The organism is Flavonifractor sp. An10, assembly GCF_002161215.1.
Taxonomy (GTDB): domain Bacteria; phylum Bacillota; class Clostridia; order Oscillospirales; family Oscillospiraceae; genus Flavonifractor; species Flavonifractor avistercoris.
In genome coordinates, this window is record NZ_NFMB01000003.1 from 210,813 (window position 1) to 229,893 (window position 19,081).

The 19,081-nt window shown below is 64.4% G+C and carries 12 protein-coding genes; 11 read left to right on the plus strand and 1 reads right to left on the minus strand.

What is annotated here, in order from left to right; translation table 11 throughout:
- The first annotated feature begins 218 nt into the window (after positions 1 to 218).
- The 7 genes from ssnA to arcC all read left to right on the plus strand — a co-directional run bounded on the left by ssnA (position 219) and on the right by arcC (position 13,107).
- Positions 219 to 1,559: a putative aminohydrolase SsnA gene (gene ssnA / locus B5E42_RS06365; RefSeq protein ID WP_087237806.1), complete on the plus strand. Its 1,341-nt coding sequence runs from the start codon at positions 219 to 221 to the stop codon at positions 1,557 to 1,559.
- A gap of 300 nt (positions 1,560 to 1,859) precedes the next feature.
- Positions 1,860 to 4,856, plus strand: coding sequence for a putative selenate reductase subunit YgfK (gene ygfK, locus B5E42_RS06370; RefSeq protein ID WP_087237808.1), 2,997 nt, complete (start codon positions 1,860 to 1,862; stop codon positions 4,854 to 4,856).
- Positions 4,857 to 4,936: 80 nt separating this feature from the next.
- Positions 4,937 to 7,513, plus strand: coding sequence for a selenium-dependent xanthine dehydrogenase (gene xdh, locus B5E42_RS06375; protein WP_087237810.1), 2,577 nt, complete (start codon positions 4,937 to 4,939; stop codon positions 7,511 to 7,513).
- Positions 7,514 to 7,706: 193 nt separating this feature from the next.
- Positions 7,707 to 8,942, plus strand: a complete 1,236-nt coding sequence (gene dpaL, locus B5E42_RS06380; RefSeq protein WP_087237812.1) for a diaminopropionate ammonia-lyase — start codon at positions 7,707 to 7,709, stop codon at positions 8,940 to 8,942.
- A 238-nt stretch (positions 8,943 to 9,180) separates the two neighbouring features.
- On the plus strand, positions 9,181 to 10,593 hold the full coding sequence (locus B5E42_RS06385; RefSeq protein WP_087238267.1) for a YgeY family selenium metabolism-linked hydrolase: 1,413 nt from the start codon (positions 9,181 to 9,183) through the stop codon (positions 10,591 to 10,593).
- A 138-nt stretch (positions 10,594 to 10,731) separates the two neighbouring features.
- On the plus strand, positions 10,732 to 11,928 hold the full coding sequence (ygeW, locus tag B5E42_RS06390; protein WP_087237814.1) for a knotted carbamoyltransferase YgeW: 1,197 nt from the start codon (positions 10,732 to 10,734) through the stop codon (positions 11,926 to 11,928).
- Between the two features lie 237 nt (positions 11,929 to 12,165).
- Positions 12,166 to 13,107 (plus strand): carbamate kinase, encoded by a 942-nt coding sequence (gene arcC, locus B5E42_RS06395; protein ID WP_087237816.1) that lies wholly within the window; start codon positions 12,166 to 12,168, stop codon positions 13,105 to 13,107.
- A gap of 309 nt (positions 13,108 to 13,416) precedes the next feature.
- Here the strand turns inward: arcC and B5E42_RS06400 are convergent, their stop codons facing one another.
- Positions 13,417 to 13,884, minus strand: a complete 468-nt coding sequence (locus B5E42_RS06400; protein WP_087237818.1) for a GNAT family N-acetyltransferase — start codon at positions 13,882 to 13,884, stop codon at positions 13,417 to 13,419.
- Between the two features lie 238 nt (positions 13,885 to 14,122).
- Here B5E42_RS06400 and hrcA point away from each other — a divergent pair, with 238 nt between their 5' ends.
- The 4 genes from hrcA (at position 14,123) to dnaJ (ending at position 19,022) form a co-directional block, all read left to right on the plus strand.
- Positions 14,123 to 15,175 carry a heat-inducible transcriptional repressor HrcA gene (gene hrcA / locus B5E42_RS06405; RefSeq protein ID WP_087237820.1) on the plus strand — a complete coding sequence of 351 codons (1,053 nt, stop codon included), beginning with the start codon at positions 14,123 to 14,125 and terminating at the stop codon, positions 15,173 to 15,175.
- 16 nt (positions 15,176 to 15,191) lie between these two features.
- Entirely contained in the window at positions 15,192 to 15,752 is a 561-nt protein-coding gene (gene grpE, locus B5E42_RS06410) for a nucleotide exchange factor GrpE (protein ID WP_087237822.1), read from the plus strand.
- A gap of 106 nt (positions 15,753 to 15,858) precedes the next feature.
- The gene (dnaK, locus tag B5E42_RS06415) at positions 15,859 to 17,712 is read left to right on the plus strand and encodes a molecular chaperone DnaK (RefSeq protein WP_087237824.1); all 1,854 of its coding nucleotides are present in this window, start codon (positions 15,859 to 15,861) and stop codon (positions 17,710 to 17,712) included.
- 140 nt (positions 17,713 to 17,852) lie between these two features.
- Complete coding sequence (gene dnaJ, locus B5E42_RS06420) at positions 17,853 to 19,022, plus strand: molecular chaperone DnaJ (protein ID WP_087237826.1); 1,170 nt, start codon at positions 17,853 to 17,855, stop codon at positions 19,020 to 19,022.
- The last annotated feature ends 59 nt before the right edge of the window (positions 19,023 to 19,081 follow it).

Below are 19,081 nucleotides of genomic sequence, written 5' to 3' on the forward strand. Positions count from 1 at the left end.
GTTGTGCGTTCTTGTGATATGATACAGAAAGAAAGCGGATAAATCTGTACACAGTATACAAAAAACAAGTTGATCATTGGTTGAGCTGCAACGGAGTGCTTCGCGCACGGGCTGAATGGACATGGATTCGGCGGAGGGGCAGCGATGCCGGCCGCCGGAGGTGTCCATTCCAGAGAATGGGCACTTTGTTTTTTGTAATCAAAAAAGGAGGAATTGTCATGCTGCTGGTCGGCAACGGAAAGGTCATCACCCGGGACGAGGCGCTCCCCTATCTGGAGGACGGGGCGGTGCTGCTGGACGGCGAGGCGGTCAGGGAGGTGGGCTCCCTGGCCGAGCTGAAGGCCAAATACCCCGGCGCGGAGTTTGTGGACGCCAGGGGGGGCGTGATCATGCCCGGCCTGATCAACGTCCACACCCACATCTACTCCGGCCTGGCCCGGGGGCTGTCCATCGACGGCTTCAACCCCACCAACTTCTTTGAGGTGCTGGACGGCCAGTGGTGGTACATCGACCGGCACCTGACCCTGGACGGCACCCGGGCCAGCGCCTACGCCACCGTGCTGGACTGCATCCGGGACGGCGTCACCACCATCTTCGACCACCACGCCTCCTTCTGTGAGATCCCCGGCTCCCTGTTTGCCATCAAGGATGTGTGTCAGGAGCTGGGCATCCGGGCCAACCTGTGCTACGAGGTCAGCGAGCGGGACGGCGAGGAGAAGTGCCGCCAGGCCATCCGGGAGAACGCCGACTTCGCCCGCTGGGCCAAAGAGCAGGACGACGACATGATCAAGGCCATGTTCGGCGGCCACGCCCTGTTCACCATCTCCGACAAGACCTTTGAGGAGATGGTCAAGGCCAACGACGGCATGACCGGCTTCCACATCCACGTGGCCGAGGGCATGAACGACGTGTACGACTCCCTGCGCAACTACGGCTGCCGCCCGGTGAACCGGCTGCTCTACAACGGCATCCTGGGGGAGAAGACCATGCTGGGCCACTGCATCCACCTCTCCCCCGCCGAGATGGACATCGTCAGGGAGACAAACACCATGGTGTGCCACAATCCGGAGTCCAACATGGGCAACGCGGTGGGCTGCGCCCCGGTGCTCCAGATGTATCAGAAGGGCATCCTCATCGGCCTGGGTACCGACGCCTACACCCACGACATGCTGGAGAGCCTGAAGGTGCTCCTGCCCATGCAGCGGCACAACACCTGCCAGCCCAACGTGGGCTGGTGCGAGGCCACCGGCATGCTCTTCCAGAACAACGCAAAGATCTGCGCCCGGTACTTCCAAAAGCCCCTGGGCGTCCTCAAGCCCGGCGCCGCCGCCGACGTGATCGTCATGGACTACAAGCCCTTCACCCCCTTCTCCGCCGACAACATCGACGGCCACATGCTCTTCGGCATGATGGGCAAGAACTGCCGCACCACCATCATCAACGGCAGGGTGCTCTACAAGGATCGGGAGTTCGTGGATATCGACGAGGACAAAATCAATGCCTTCTGCATGGAGCAATCCAAAAAGCTGTGGGGTGAACTGAACCACAGAACCTACTAAACATGGTCAGGCATTGATTTTGTCCTCACCAAGCGTTTTGCCACAGGCAAAACCTTGATGCCGGGGCGATTCACTCGCCCCGAGCAGATAAAATCTCTTGGGGGTTCCCGCCCGGCCCGCCGGGCGGGGCAAAATCAACGCTTTCTGCATGGAACAATCCAAAAAGCTGTGGGGTGAACTGAACCACAGAACCTATTGAACAGCGGACGGCGCGCCGGGTCGTCGCGCCCCACGGAGTGCGTTCCGGGAGCCCGCTTCCCCAACCCGTCACACCATTTGATGATATATGGAGGTTTCACCATGAGCGATATTATGAGACCCATGCCCTTTGCCCACCTGATGAACTGGATTCTGGGCGAGTACCGCACCACCCAGTCCATCTTCGGCGTGTCCAAGCTGACCCACCGGGGGGACGGGAAGGCCCTGCCCATCTTTGACGAAAAGATCGAGACCCCCTTCGGCCCCGCCGCCGGCCCCCACACCCAGCTGGCCCAGAACATCGTGGCCGCCTACGCCGCTGGCAGCCGGTTCTTCGAGGTCAAGACCGTGCAGATCATGGACGGCGAGGAGCTGTCCAAGTGCGTCAGCAAGCCCTGCATCACCGCCGCCGACGAGTGCTACAACTGCGAGTGGTCTACCGAACTCACCGTGCCTCAGGCGTTCGCCGAGTATGTGAAGGCGTGGTTTGCCTGCAAGCTGCTGGCCAGGGAGCTGGAGCTGGGCGACCCCGACGGCTTCGTGTTCAACATGAGCGTGGGCTACGACCTCAAGGGCATCCAGAGCCCCAAGGTGGACGCCTACATCGAGGGGATGAAGGACGCCTCTAACACCGAGGTGTGGCAGGCGTGCATGGACTGGGCCCTGGCCAACCTGGACAAATTTGAGAAGGTGGACGAGGCCTATGTGAAGGCCATCACCCCCCATGTTTCCAACTCCATCACCGAGTCCACCCTCCACGGCTGCCCCCCCGACGAGATCGAGCGCATCGCCACCTATCTGATCACCGAGAAGAGCCTGAACACCTACGTCAAGTGCAACCCCACCCTGCTGGGCTACGAGTTCGCCCGCAAGACCCTGGACGGCCTGGGCTACGACTACATCGCCTTTGACGACCACCACTTCCTGGAGGATCTCCAGTGGGAGGACGCGGTGCCCATGTTCCACCGGCTGATGAAGCTCACCGGGGAGCGGGGGCTGGAGTTCGGCGTGAAGATCACCAACACCTTCCCGGTGGACGTGAAGGCCGGGGAGCTGCCCAGCCAGGAGATGTACATGTCCGGCCGCTCCCTCTACCCCCTATCCCTGGCCCTGGCCGCCCGGCTGGCCCGCGAGTTCAAGGGCAAGCTGCGCATCTCCTACTCCGGCGGCGCGGACATCCACTCGGTGCGGAAGCTGTACGACGCGGGCATCTGGCCCATCACCATGGCCACCACCATCCTCAAGCCCGGCGGCTATCAGCGGTTCCACCAGATTGCCGGCGCCCTGGCGGACATCGACTACACCCCCTGGATCGGCGTGGATCCGGCCAGGGCCGCCGCCCTGGTGGAGTCCATCCCCGCCGACGGGCACTATCGCAAGCCCATGAAGCCCATCCCCAGCCGCAAGCTGGAGCAGAAGGTGCCCCTCATCGACTGCTTCACCGCCCCCTGCCGGGACGGCTGCCCCATCCACCAGGACATCCCCGCCTACCTGATGCGGGTCAACGCCGGCAAGTATGAGGAGGCCCTGGAGGTCATCCTCCGCCGCAACCCCCTGCCCTTCATCACCGGCACCATCTGCTCCCACCGCTGCCAGGACAAGTGCATGCGCAACGCCTACGACGAGAGCGTGTACATCCGGCAGCAGAAGCTGAAGGCCGCGGAGGGCGGCTTTGACCAGCTGCTGCCCAAGCTGCGCCCCGGCTCCCCCCTGCCCGGCCGGAAGGTGGCCGTGGTGGGCGGCGGCCCCGCCGGCATGGCGGCCGCCTTCTTCCTGGGCCGCGCCGGGGTGGACGTCACCGTTTTTGAGCGGAAGGACGCCTTGGGCGGCATCGTCCGCCACGTGATCCCAGAATTCCGCATCAGCGGCCAGGCCATCGACAACGATGAGAAGCTGCTCAAGGCCATGGGCGTGCGGGTGAACCTCAACACCGAGGTGAAGGACGTCCACAACCTGTTCACCCTGGGATACTCCCACGTGATCCTGGCCACCGGCGCGTGGCAGAAGGGCAGCGCCGGCCTGGAGTACGGCCAGGAGACCAACGTCATCGAGTTCCTGGAGGCGGCCAAGAAGGCCCCCGACACCCTGCACCTGGGCAGGCACGTGGTGGTCATCGGCGGCGGCAACACCGCCATGGACGCCGCCCGGGCCGCCAAGCGCCTCCCCGGCGTGGAGACTGTCTCCCTGGTGTACCGCCGCACCAAGCGCTATATGCCCGCCGATCAGGAGGAGCTGGAGCTGGCCCTGGCCGACGGCGTGGAGTTCCGGGAGCTGCTGGCCCCCGTGGGCGTGAGAGACGGCGTGCTCACCTGCAAGGTGATGGAGCTGGGCGCGCCCGACGCCTCCGGCCGCCGCTCCCCCGTGGACACCGGCAGGACGGTGGACGTGCCTGCCGATACGGTGATCACCGCCGTAGGTGAGCATGTGGACACCAAGTTTTACACCGAAAACGGCCTGGCTGTGGACAACCGGGGCCGCGCCGTGGTCAATCCCGACACCCTGGAGTCCTCCATCAGGCACGTCTTTGTGGTGGGCGACGGCCAGAAGGGCCCCGGCACGGTAGTGGAGGCCATCGCCGGCGCCACCAAGGCCGTCCAGGCCATCCGCGCCTTTGACGCGGAGGCGGATGTGGACAAGAACGTGAACCCCGACTACCAGAAGCCTCTGGCCAAGCGGGGTGACGTGTGTACCGACTGCGCCAGCTGCGGCGACATCCGCTGCCTGGGCTGCGCCACGGTGTGCGAGACCTGCACCGAGGTGTGCCCCAACCGGGCCAACGTAGCCGTGTGGGTGCCCGGCATGCGGCAGCGGCAGATCATCCACGTGGACGGCATGTGCAACGAGTGCGGCAACTGCGCCACCTTCTGCCCCTATGACAGCCGACCCTATCAGCACAAGTTCACCCTGTTCTGGAGCCAGGAGGACTTCGGGAACAGCGAGAACGAGGGCTTCCTGCCCCTGGAGGGCGGCAAGACCCGGGTGCGCCTGGGCGGGAGCGTGGCGGACTACGACGTGTCCGACCCCGCCTGCGGCCTGTACGACCCCATCCGCCGCCTGATCTGTGCGGTGTACGACAACTACTCCTATCTGCTGGCCTGAGCGCGGCCATGGAGCCCCGGCAAACCGCCGGGGCTCCCGGCGCGCCGCCGGAATGTAACGCTGGAAAAGAGGAACCCGACATGAGCGAGAGCTATACCTTTACCGTCAACGGCGTTTCCCGCACCACCCACAAGGAGGAGCCGCTGCTCCGCTACCTGCGGGACGAGCTGCGCCTCACCTCCGTCAAGGACGGGTGCAGCGAGGGGGCCTGCGGCACCTGCACCATCCTGGTGGACGGCAGGGCCGTCCGCGCCTGCATCCTCACCACCAAAAAGGCGGCGGGCAAGTCCATCCTTACGGTGGAGGGCCTGTCCCCGGAGGAGCAGGAGGCCTTTGTCTACGCCTTCGGGGCGGTGGGGGCGGTGCAGTGCGGCTTCTGCATCCCCGGCATGGTGCTCTCCGGCAAGGCCCTGCTGGACGTCAACCCCAACCCCACCGAGGCGGAGATCAAGAAGGCCATCCGGGGCAATGTCTGCCGGTGCACCGGCTACAAGAAGATCATCGAGGGCATCGCCCTGGCCGGGGCCATCCTCCGGGGGGAGCAGCACATCGACCCGGCCCTGGAGGAGGGTGCGGCCTTCGGCGTGGGCGACCGGGCCTTCCGGGCCGACGTGCGGGGCAAGGTGCTGGGCACCGGGGAGTACTGCGACGATCTGTACCTGGACGGCATGGTGTACGCCTCCGCCGTCCGCTCCCAGTACCCCCGGGCCAGGGTGCTGGACATCGACGCCGGCGCGGCCCTGGCCCTGCCGGGGGTGCTGGCCGTCCTCACCGCCGAGGACGTGCCCCACAACAAGGTGGGCCACATCCAGCAGGACTGGGACGTGATGATCGCCAAGGGGGACGTCACCCGCTGTGTGGGGGACGCCATCTGCCTGGTGGTGGCGGAGACGGAGGAGATCCTGAAGCAGGCCAAGGCCCTGGTGAGGATCGACTACGAGCCCCTGGAGCCGGTGCGCACCATCCAGGACGCCATGGCTCCCGACGCCCCCAGGCTCCACCCCAACGGCAACCTGTGCCAGCAGCGCCATGTGACCCGGGGGGACGCCAAGACCGCCCTGGCGGGCTCCAAGTACGTGGTCACCCAGTCCTACCGCACCCCCTTCACCGAGCACGCCTTCCTGGAGCCGGAGTGCGCCGTGGCCTTCCCCTACAAGGACGGCGTGAAGGTGTACACCTCCGACCAGGGCGTGTACGACACCCGCAAGGAGATCTCCATCATGTTGGGGTGGGAGCCTGAGCGCATCGTGGTGGAGAACAAGCTGGTGGGCGGCGGCTTCGGCGGCAAGGAGGACGTGTCGGTGCAGCACCTGGCGGTGCTGGCCGCCCTCAAGGTCAACCGCCCGGTGAAGGCGAAGCTAACCCGGCAGGAGTCCATCAACTTCCACCCCAAGCGCCACTACATGGAGGGCACCTTCACCCTGGGCTGCGACGAGAACGGCATCTTCACCGGCCTGGACTGCGAGATCTACTTCGACACTGGGGCCTATGCCTCCCTGTGCGGCCCGGTGCTGGAGCGGGCCTGCACCCACTCGGTGGGCCCCTACTGCTACCAGAACACCGATATCCGTGGCTACGGCTACTACACCAACAACCCCCCCGCCGGCGCCTTCCGGGGCTTCGGCGTGTGCCAGAGCGAGTTCGCCCTGGAGTCCAACATCAACCTGCTGGCCGAGAAGGTGGGCATATCCCCCTGGGAGATCCGCTTCCGCAACGCCATCGAGCCGGGGAAGGTGCTCCCCAACGGCCAGATCGCCGACCCCTCCACCGCCCTGAAGGAGACCCTGCTGGCGGTGAAGGACGTGTATGAGCGCAACGCCGGCCACGCCGGCATCGCCTGCGCCATGAAGAACTCCGGCGTGGGCGTGGGCCTGCCCGACAAGGGGCGGGCCAGGCTGGCGGTGCGGGACGGGAAGGTGGAGCTGTACGCCGCCGCCTCCGACATCGGCCAGGGCTGCGCCACCGTGTTCCTCCAGATCCTGGCCCAGGCCACCGGCCTGCCCCGGGAGAAGCTGGTGAACATGGGGGCCAACTCCGAGGTGGCCCCCGACTCGGGCACCACCTCCGGCTCCCGCCAGACCCTGATCACCGGCGAGGCGGTGCGCATGGCCGCCGCCGAGCTGAAGGCGGATCTGGACGGCGCCGACGGGGATCTGTCCGCCCTGGAGGGCCTGGAGTATTCTGCCGAGTTCTTCGACCCCACCGACAAGCTGGGCTCCGACAAGCCCAACCCCAAGAGCCATGTGGCCTACGGCTTCGCCACCCATGTGGTGATCCTGGACGATGACGGCCGCGTCAAAGAGGTGTGGGCCGCCCACGACTCGGGCAAGGTGGTCAACCCCACCTCCATCCAGGGGCAGATCGAGGGGGGCGTGCTCATGGGCCTGGGCTACGCCCTCACCGAGGACTTCCCCCTGAAGGACTGCGTGCCCCAGGCCAGGTTCGGCACCCTGGGCCTCATGCGGGCCGACCAGATCCCCCACATCCACGCCATTTATGTGGAGAAGGAGGAGCTGCTCCCCTTCGCCTACGGGGCCAAGGGCATCGGAGAGATCGCCACCATCCCCACCGCCCCGGCGGCCCAGGGGGCCTACTACGCCCGGGATCACGTGCTGCGCACCTCCCTGCCCATGGAGCACACCTTTTATAAAAAATGACGGCGCGGGCCGCCCTCTGCGGCGGCCCGCACTCCCTGAGAAAACAGTCTTTTTGGCGTAAACCTAAAAATTTTTTAGTATTCCGATATTTTTTTCAGAAACCCCCTTGACAACTGGAAATCCCGTGGTATGATGGTCTTGCAAAACAAAAAATAAGCAATACTTCAAAATAATTTGGAGGCGACAATCCCCCATGAAAGACCAGATCAAGTGGGTGCTCAACCGGATGCCCAAGAGCGACGACCAGCAGCTGTCCATCATGGCCCTGCCCAATGTGGCCAAGGCCCGGTTCTTCCACGGCTCCTTCCCCCAGTACTCCGTCACCCCCCTGGCCCGGCTGGACGGTATGGCCAAGTACCTGGGGCTGGGCGGGCTGTATGTGAAGGACGAGAGCTACCGCTTCGGCCTCAACGCCTTCAAGGTGCTGGGCGGCTCCTTTGCCATGGCCCGGTACATCGCCAGCGAGATGGGCCGTGACGTGTCCGAGATGACCTACGACTACCTGACCAGCGAGGCCTTCCGCAAGGAGTTCGGCCAGGCCACCTTCTTCACCGCCACCGACGGCAACCACGGCCGGGGCGTGGCCTGGGCGGCCAACAAGCTGGGCCAGAAGGCGGTTGTCCACATGCCCAAGGGCTCCAGCCAGTCCCGGTACGACAACATCGCCAGGGAGGGGGCCCAGGTCACCATCGAGGACGTGAACTACGACGACTGCGTCCGCATGGCCGCCGCCGAGGCGGAGCAGACCGAGCACGGCGTGATCGTCCAGGACACCGCCTGGGAGGGCTATGAGGAGATCCCCTCCTGGATCATGCAGGGCTACGGCACCATGGCCAGCGAGGCCGCCGAGCAGCTCCGCCAGTGCGAGGTGAACCGCCCCACCCACGTGTTTGTCCAGGCGGGCGTGGGCAGCCTGGCCGGTGCGGTGGTGGGCTACTTCACCAACCTGTACCCCAGCAACCCGCCCAAGTTCGTGGTGATGGAGGCCAGCGCCGCCGACTGCCTCTACCAGGGCGCCAAGGCCGGGGACGGCTCCCCCCGCATCGTCACCGGCGATCTCCAGACCATCATGGCCGGTCTGGCCTGCGGCGAGCCCAACACCCTCTCCTGGGACATCCTGCGCAACCACGTGTCCGCCTTTGTCTCCTGCCCCGACTGGGTCAGCGCCAAGGGCATGCGGATGCTGGGCGTGCCGGTGAAGGGCGATCCCACCGTCATCTCCGGCGAGTCCGGCGCGGTGGGCATGGGCTGCCTGGACGCCATCATGTGCGACGATACCTATAAGGAGCTGCGGGAGGCCCTGGAGCTGGACCGGTTCAGCCAGGTGCTGCTCTTCTCCACCGAGGGCAACACCGACCCGCTGAAGTTCCGCCGGGTGATCTGGGACGGCGAGTATCCCACCACCGACTCCCCGCAGAAAGACTATTAGTCTTCAAACCCGTGGCAGAGCCGCGGGTTTGAGAAAGGCTGCGGCCTGCCGCGCGCATGATTTGGCTGTTGCCAGCCAAATCACACACTTGCAGGCCGAGAAGTATGTTTTCCGACGCACATGTCGCCGGAAAACATGGTTTCCATATGATTCGCGCCTGCGGGCGCGAACTCTGCGAGGCATCCGCAATGGTTTACACAAATATGGGACATAGATGATGGAGGGCATGGACATGAACATGGATTACGAGAAGATCAAAGCCGCCGCCGCCGGTTATCAGGCCGACATGACCCGCTTCCTGCGGGCTATGATCTCCCACCCCAGCGAGAGCTGCGAGGAGAAAGAGGTGGTCGCCTGCATCAAGGCCGAGATGGAGAAGCTGGGCTACGATGAGGTGGAAGTGGACGGCCTGGGCAACGTGATCGGCTGGATGGGCCAGGGCGACAAGATCATCGCCTTCGACTCCCACATCGACACCGTGGGCGTGGGCAACCGGGACAACTGGATTGCCGACCCCTACGAGGGCTACGAGGACGACGCGGTGATCTACGGCCGGGGCGGCTCCGACCAGGAGGGCGGCATGGCCGCCGCCACCTACGGCGCCAAGATCATGAAGGAGCTGGGGCTGATCCCCGACGGCTATAAGATCATGGTGGTGGGCTCCGTCCAGGAGGAGGACTGCGACGGCATGTGCTGGCAGTACATCGTCAACAAGTTCTTCCCCGCCAAGGGCATCAAGAAGGAGCAGGTGGAGTTTGTGGTGTCCACCGAGCCCACCGACGGCGGCATCTACCGGGGCCACCGGGGCCGCATGGAGATCCGGGTGGACGTCCACGGCGTGTCCTGCCACGGCTCCGCCCCCGAGCGGGGCGACAACGCCATCTACAAGATGGCCGACATCCTCCAGGACGTGCGGGCCCTGAACGAGAACCCCGCCGACGACAGTGTGGAGGTCAAGGGCCTGGTGAAGATGCTGGATCCCAAGTACAACCCCGACCACTACGAGGACGCCCGCTTCCTGGGCCGCGGCACCTGCACCACCTCCCAGATCTTCTACACCTCCCCCAGCCGCTGCGCCGTGGCCGACTCCTGCTCCATCTCCATCGACCGCCGCATGACCGCCGGCGAGACCTGGGACTCCTGCCTCCAGGAGATCCGCGACCTGCCCAGCGTGAAGAAGTACGGCGACGATGTGAAGGTTTCCATGTACATGTATGACCGGCCCTCCTGGACGGGCGAGGTGTACGAGACCGAGTGCTACTTCCCCACCTGGATCAACAAGGAGAGCGCCGCCCACGTCCAGGCCCTGGTGGACGCCCACCACGCCCTGTGGGGCGACGAGCGCATCGGCTACGCCGACGCCGACCAGGCCCGGGACGCCATGCACCTGCGCACCGGTCGCCCCCTCACCGACAAGTGGACTTTCTCCACCAACGGCGTGGCCATCCAGGGCCGGTACGGCATCCCCTGCGTGGGCTTCGGCCCCGGCGCCGAGAGTCAGGCCCACGCCCCCAACGAGATCACCTGGAAGGGGGATCTGGTGACCTGCGCCGCCCTGTACGCCGCCGTGCCCGGCCTGTACAAGGAGGAGAACAAGACCGCCGACGTGTCCCAGTTCCGGGCGGGCAAGACGGACAACGACATCCAGTAATTGAAAATTGACAATGGATAATTGATAATTCTCCGCGCGTAACCGCGGCACAGGAGACGGAACCGGCTGCATAACCGCCCATTTTCAATTCTCAATTATCAATTATCCATTCAAAAAACAGAAAAGGAGATTGCCGCAATGGAAAATCTGCAGAAATATATCGACAAGCTGAACAGCCTGAACTTCAAGGACATGTACGAGGGTGACTTCTTCCTCACCTGGGAGAAGACCGACGACGAGCTCTCCGCCGTGTTCGCCGTGGCCGACGCCCTGCGCAATCTGCGGGAGCGCAACATCTCCACCAAGATCTTCGACTCCGGCCTGGGCATCTCCCTGTTCCGGGACAACTCCACCCGCACCCGGTTCTCCTTCGCCTCCGCCTGCAACCTGCTGGGCCTGGAGGTGCAGGATCTGGACGAGGGCAAGAGCCAGATCGCCCACGGCGAGACTGTCCGGGAGACCGCCAACATGATCTCCTTCATGGCCGACGTCATCGGCATCCGGGACGACATGTACATCGGCAAGGGCAACGCCTATATGCACGAGGTGGTGGACGCCGTCACCGCCGGCCACAAGGACGGCGTGCTGGAGCAGAAGCCCACCCTGGTCAACCTCCAGTGCGACATCGACCACCCCACTCAGTGCATGGCCGACATGCTCCACATCATCCACCACTTCGGCGGCGTGGAGAACCTGAAGGGCAAGAAGGTGGCCATGACCTGGGCCTACTCTCCCAGCTACGGCAAGCCCCTCTCCGTGCCCCAGGGCGTCATCGGCCTGATGAGCCGCTTCGGCATGGACGTGGTGCTGGCCCACCCCGAGGGCTACGAGGTCATGCCCGAGGTGGAGGCCGTGGCCGCCGCCAACGCCGCCAAGACCGGCGGCACCTTCACCAAGACCCACTCCATGGCCGAGGCCTTTAAGGACGCCGACATCGTGTACCCCAAGAGCTGGGCCCCCTTCGCCGCCATGGAGAAGCGCACCGACCTGTACGCCAAGGGCGACAGCGAGGGCATCAAGGCCCTGGAGAAGGAGCTGCTGGCCCAGAACGCCCAGCACAAGGACTGGTGCTGCACCGAGGAGCTGATGAAGACCACCCGCGACGGCAAGGCCCTGTACCTGCACTGCCTGCCCGCCGACATCAACGGCGTCTCCTGCGTGGACGGCGAGGTGGAGGCCAGCGTGTTCGACCGCTACCGCGATCCCCTGTACAAGGAGGCCTCCTTCAAGCCCTACATCATCGCCGCCATGATCTTCCTGGCCAAGGTGAAGGATCCCCAGGCCACTCTGAAGGCCCTGGAGGAGCGCGGCGCCCCCCGCTGGTTCCAGAAATAATCCGAAGCAAGGCTTCTTTCCCGTAACCCTCCCTTCTTCCCGGCCCGCCCGCAAATACGGATTCTGGTATTCTGCGGGCGGGCCCGCTGTTTTCTGAGGGGTTACGTCTCCAATCGCCCTGTAGGGGCGACCTGCGGTCGCCCGCGGGCGGTCACAGACCGCCCCTGCCATCGTGTGCGGCTTTGGGGAAAACACATCCATCTTCCGCCCGTCCAAAACAGGAGGTAATATCCAAAAATGGGTAAACGAATTGTCATCGCCCTCGGCGGCAACGCCCTGGGCAGCAACCTGCCGGAGCAGATGATCGCCGTGAAGCAGACGGCCAGGGCCATTGTGGATCTGATCCAGGAGGGCCACCAGGTGATCATCGCCCACGGCAACGGCCCCCAGGTGGGCATGATCCAGAAGGCCATGGCGGAGCTGACCCGCTCGGAGCCCGACAAGTACATCCCCTGTCCCCTGTCCGTGTGCGTGGCCATGAGCCAGGGCTACATCGGCTACGACCTGCAGAACGCCCTGCGGGAGGAGCTGCTGGATCGGGGCATCTCCAAGGGGGTGGCCACGGTGCTCACCCAGGTGGAGGTGGATCCCGCCGACCCGGCCTTCGCCCACCCCACCAAGCCCATCGGCGCCTTCATGACCCGCGAGGAGGCGGACAGGATGGTGGCCGAGCGGGGCTACGACGTGATTGAGGACGCCGGCCGGGGCTGGCGCCGGGTGGTGGCCTCCCCCCAGCCGGTGTCCATCATCGAGATCGAGTCCATCCGGGATATGGTGAACGCCGGCCTGGTGGTGGTGGCCTGCGGCGGCGGCGGCATCCCGGTGTATAAGACCGAGGGCCACCACCTGAAGGGCGCGGCGGCGGTGATCGACAAGGACTTCGCCTCCTGCGTCCTGGCCCAGCAGGTGGAGGCCGACACTCTGATCATCCTCACCGCCGTGGAGAAGGTGGCGGTGAACTTCGGCAAGCCCGACCAGAAGTGGCTGGACGAGCTCACTCCCGAGCTGGCCCGGCAGTACATCGCCGAGGGCCAGTTCGCCCCCGGCTCCATGCTCCCCAAGGTGGAGGCCGCGGTGAAGTTCGCCGAGAGCGCCCCCGGCCGCTCCGCCCTCATCACCCTGCTGGAGAAGGCCAAGGACGGCGTGGCCGGCCGCACCGGCACCGCCATCCACTGCTGAATACGAAAGACAGACGGCGTACCCGGGCTTTGTCCGGGTACGCCGTCTCAGCCTGTCGAAAAAGTCTTTTCGACAGGCTGCCAAACTTTTTGAAACTTTTTTGAAGTTTCAAAAAGTTGTTTGATCCAACGCGAAAGGGAACCCTGACGGTTCATCTCCGCGCCAAGTGCCGCCGCATTGCGGCGGTTGCGCTCCGAAACGCCCTGCGGGGCAGCCTTTCACACTATCCTTCCCTCCGAATCCTTTGGCTGGAGGGTCTATCGACAGCCTCAGACGGCGTACCCGGGCTTTGTCCGGGTACGCCGTCTGTTACAGCTCCCGCTCCATTCTGATGTCGGAAAGTTGAAACCATTTGTCGGAATACGTTGTGTATTCAAACCCAAACTTCTCGTACAGGCTCAGGGCGGCTTTCAGCTTGTGGTTGGAGGTGAGCACCACCCGCTTCTGCCCGGCGTCCCGGGCGGCCTGGAGGGCGGCCTCCATCAGGGCGTTCCCCACGCCCCGGCCCCGGTATGCCTCCCGAACCCCCAGCTTGAGCAGCTCGCACTGCCCCTCGCCCTGGAGCTCCACCATCACCATGCCCACGATCTCCTCCCCGCAGCGGGCCAGCAGCACCCGGCCCCCGTCGGCCACAAAGCGGTGGGGCTCGGCCAGCATCTCCAGATCCACCGGCTCCAGCAGGTCGTACTCCAGCAGCCAGGGCAGGGAGATGTCCTCCAGCGCCGGCTTGTAGCGCTCCTCAAAGTCGATAATCTCCACGGGCAGTCGCTCTTCCACAGGCCGCCCCTCCTTTGTCTGTATTTTGGGGGCTGCGCCCCTCTGGTTCTCTTATCATATCATTCCGCGCCTGTCCCGTCAACGGCGGTATTCCGGCAGTCCGCCCCCGGGATTGCTTGATTTTCCCTCGTTCACATTTAATTTACAACCGCACCTCTTGACATTTCCCCGGGACAGTGTTACATTATGTTTAGCACTCGAGGAGTATGAGTGCTAAAACTATGAAAGGGTGGCCGGAATGGATTTGACTGAACGGAAAAAACGGATTCTCCGCGCCATCATCGAGAGCTATATCCAGTCGGCGGAGCCGGTGGGCTCCAAGGCTATCGCCTCCTCCATCGGCATGGAGGTGTCCTCCGCCACCATCCGCAACGAGATGGCGGATCTGGAGGCCATGGGCCTGCTGGAGAAGCCCCACACCTCCGCCGGGCGCATCCCCTCTCCCAAGGGTTACCGGCTCTACGTCAACGAGCTGATGGAGGAGCACAAGCTCTCCCTGCAGGAGACCGAGCGCATGAACCAGGCCCTGCGCCTGAAGATGCAGGAGCTTGACCGGGTGCTGGATCAGGCGGGCCGGGTGGTGTCCCGGCTGACCAACTACCCCGCCTTCGCCCTCTCCTCCGGCATGGACAAGGTGACCATCCGGCGCTTTGACCTGCTGATGGTGGAGCACAACGCCTTCATCATTGTGGTGATGACCGACACCAACGTGGTGCGCAACCGGCTCATCCGCCTGCCCTCCGACCTGACGGAGGCCCAGCTGCAGATGCTCAACACCCTGCTGAACACCACCTTCACCGGCCTGACGCTGGCGGAGATCACGCCGGAGCTGATGCGGGTGGCCCAGCACGCCGCCGGCGAGGCCTACGGGCTCATCTCCCTGGTGGTGTCCTTCGCCATGGTGGTGCTGGAGGGCCTGGAGCAGCGCCGGGTGCACACCTCCGGCCTGGCCCATCTGCTGGAGCTGCCCGAGTACCAGAGCCTGGATCGGGCCCAGCCCCTGATGAGCTATCTGTCGGAGGACAGCGATCCCACCCGCTTCCCCGTCCCCAAGGACGACCCCATGAAGATCCTCATCGGCCCGGAGAACGTGGCCGACGCCTTAAAGGACACCAGCGTTGTGGTGGCCAGCTATGACATCGGCGAGGGGATGCGGGGCGTCATCGGCGTGGTGGGCCCCACCCGCATGGACTATGCCAAGATAACCGCACGCCTGTCCTACCTGGCGGAGGGTCTCTCCCGGCTGTTCGGCCAGGGGGAGCTGCCCCAGGGCAGGGACGACGAGAAATAGGAGATGATGACATCCCATGAGCGAGCAGAACGAGAAGAACGTGGAAAAGAAAGAGGCCGCCGCTCCGGAGGCCGCTGACCAGGCCCAGGAGGCCGTCCAGCCCCAGGAGGAGCAGGCCGAGTCCCCCAATCCCCTGCTGGAGGAGCTGGAGACCCTGAAAAAGAACCTGAGCGACCAGGAGGACAAGTACCTCCGTCTGGCCGCCGAGTATGACAACTACCGCCGCCGCAGCCAGAAGGAGAAGGAGTCCGCCTGGGCGGATTCCAAGGCGGAGACCGCCGCCGCCTTCCTGCCGGTGTACGACAACCTGGAGCGGGCCCTGAAGCAGGAGACCGCCGACGAGGCCTTCAAGAAGGGCGTGGAGATGACCATGACCCAGCTCAAGGAGATCCTGGCCAAGCTTGGCATCGAGGAGATCCCCGCCCTGGGCGAGACCTTCGATCCCAACCTCCACAACGCGGTGATGCACGTGGAGGACGAGAGCGCCGGGGAGAACACCATCGTGGACGTGTTCCAGGCCGGCTTCAAGTCCGGGGACAAGGTGATCCGCTTCGCCATGGTCAAAGTGGCCAATTAGAATTGAAACTTGACAATTGAGAATTTCCGGTTTGGAGTTCTAATTTTCAATTATCCATTATCAATTTTGTTAAAAAGAATTTTCTATATATGGGAGGAACTGAATTATGTCTAAGATTATTGGTATTGACCTTGGTACCACCAACTCCTGTGTGGCTGTGATGGAGGGCGGCGAGGCCGTCGTCATCCCCAACGCGGAGGGCAACCGCACCACCCCGTCCGTGGTGGCCTTCTCCAAGGACGGCGAGCGCATGGTGGGCCAGGTGGCCAAGCGCCAGGCCATCACCAACCCCGACCGCACCATCATGTCCATCAAGCGTGAGATGGGCTCCAACTACAAGGTGAACATCGACGGCAAGGCCTACACCCCCCAGGAGATCAGCGCCATGATCCTCCAGAAGCTGAAGGCCGATGCCGAGGCCTATCTGGGCCAGACCGTCACCGAGGCGGTCATCACCGTGCCCGCCTACTTCACCGATGCCCAGCGCCAGGCCACCAAGGACGCCGGCAAGATCGCCGGCCTGGATGTCAAGCGCATCATCAACGAGCCCACCGCCGCCGCCGTGGCCTACGGCGTGGACAAGGAGCAGTCCCAGAAGGTCATGGTGTACGACCTGGGCGGCGGCACCTTCGACGTGTCCATCCTGGACATCGACGACGGCGTCATCGAGGTGCTGGCCACCGCCGGCAACAACCGCCTGGGCGGCGACGACTTCGACAAGTGCGTCATGGACTGGATGGCCGCCGAGTTCAAGAAGGACACCGGCATTGACCTGACGGGCGACAAGGTGGCCATGCAGCGCCTGAAGGAGGCCGCCGAGAAGGCCAAGATCGAGCTGTCCGGCGTCACCTCCACCAACATCAACCTGCCCTATATCACCGCCGACGCCACCGGCCCCAAACACCTGGATCTGACCCTGACCCGGGCCAAGTTTGACCAGCTGACCGCCCACCTGGTGGAGGCCACCAGCGGCCCCGTGAAGCAGGCCATGAGCGACGCCGGCCTGTCCGCCAGCGAGATTGCCAAGGTGCTGCTGGTGGGCGGCTCCAGCCGCATCCCCGCCGTGCAGGACATGGTGAAGAAGCTCACCGGCAAGGAGGGCTTCAAGGGCATCAACCCCGACGAGTGCGTGGCCCTGGGCGCGGCCCTGCAGGGCGGCGTGTTCACCGGCGACGTGAAGGGCCTGCTGCTGCTGGACGTCACCCCCCTGTCCCTGGGTATTGAGACCATGGGCGGCGTGATGACCAAGCTGATTGAGCGCAACACCACCATCCCCACCAAGAAGAGCCAGATCTTCACCACCGCCGCCGACAACCAGACCAGCGTGGAGGTTCACGTGCTCCAGGGCGAGCGGGAGATGGCCCAGTACAACAAGACCCTGGGCCGCTTCAATCTGGACGGCATCGCCCCCGCCCGCCGCGGCGTGCCTCAGATCGAGGTCACCTTCGACATCGACGCCAACGGCATCGTCAACGTGTCCGCCAAGGATCTGGGCACCGGCAAGGAGCAGCACATCACCATCACCTCCTCCACCAACATGTCCAAGGAGGACATCGACAAGGCCGTCAAGGAGGCCGAGCAGTTCGCCGCCGAGGACGCCAAGCGCAAGGAAGAGGTGGACGTGCGCAACCAGGCCGACCAGGTGATCTACCAGACCGAGAAGGCCCTGGAGGACGCCAAGGACAAGATCAGCGCCGACGACAAGGCCAGCGTGGAGGCCGCCCTCAACAAGCTGAAGGAGGCCATGAAGGGCACCGATGTGGAGGCCATCAAGACCGCCACCGAGGAGGCCAGCAAGGCGTTCTATCCCATCGCGGAAAAGATGTACCAGCAGACCGGCGCCCAGGGCGGCGCGCAGCCCGGCCCCGACATGGGCTCTGCCCAGGCCGGCGGCGCCACCAACACCGACCCCAATGTGGTGGACGCCGACTACGAGGTCGTGGACGACGACAACAAGTAATTGATAATTTTTGAATTGACAATTGACAATTCGGGGGCGGGGGCACCTGGGTGCTCCCGTCCTCACGTCCCGCCTTGGGCGGCGGCAATTGTCAATTGTCAATTTTCCATTGTCAATTACGAGTGAGGTGAGAGAAACCAATGCCTGAACAGAAGCGCGATTATTATGAGGTCTTGGGCGTGTCCAAGGGGGCCAGCGACGAGGAGATCAAGAAGGCCTACCGGAAGAAAGCCAAGCAGTACCACCCCGACCTGAACCCCGGCGACAAGGACGCCGAGGCCAAGTTCAAGGAGGTCAACGAGGCCTATGAGGTGCTCTCCGACAAGGAGAAGCGCTCCCGCTACGACCAGTTCGGCCACGCCGGGGTGGACCCCAACTTCGGCGCCGGCGGCCCCGGCGGCGGGTTCGGCGGCTTCGGTGGCTTCGATATGGGCGACATCGACCTGGGCGACATCTTCGGCTCCTTCTTCGGGGGCGGCTTCGGCGGCGGCGGTTCCAGCCGCCAGCGCACCGGCCCCATGAAGGGGGACACCCTGCGGGCCTCGGTCACCATCTCCTTTGAGGAGGCCGCCTTCGGCTGCGAAAAGGAGCTGAACCTGACCCGCACCGAGCCCTGCGACGAGTGCCACGGCACCGGCTGCGCCCCCGGCACCACGGCAGAGATCTGCCCCGACTGCCACGGCAGCGGCCAGATCCGCATCCAGCGGGGCGGCGGGGCCTTTACCTTCGCCACCACCACCACCTGCCCCAAGTGCGGCGGCAGGGGCAAGATCATCCACCAGCCCTGCAAGAGCTGCGGCGGCACCGGCAATGTGCGCAAGCAGCGCCGCATCACCGTCACCATCCCCGCCGGCATCGACAACGGCCAGGCCGTTTCCCTGCGGGGCCAGGGCGGCGCGGGCAAAAACGGCGGCCCGGCGGGGGATCTGCTCATCAGCGTCACCGTGCGGCCTCACCCCTTCTTCAAGCGGGACGGCACGTCGGTGTATCTGGAGCATCCGGTCACCTTCCTCCAGGCCACCCTGGGGGCGGAGCTGGAGATCCCCACCATCGACGGCAAGGTCAAGTGGACTCTGCCCGCCGGCACCCAGCCCGACACCACCTTCCGCCTGCGGGGGAAGGGCATCCCCAGCGTCAACGGCCGCGGACGCGGTGATCAGTATGTCACCGTGAAGGTTCAGGTTCCCACCAACCTGAACCACGAGCAGAAGGAGGCGCTGCGTGCCTATGGCGAAGCCATGGGCGAGATTCCACCCAGTCCGGTGGACAGCGTAAAATCTTTCTTTGACAAAAAGAAGAAGAAGAAATAAAATAGAAGGACGAGCGTATGCCCGTCCTTCTATTTTTTTGATTTCCGAGAGGTGACCGC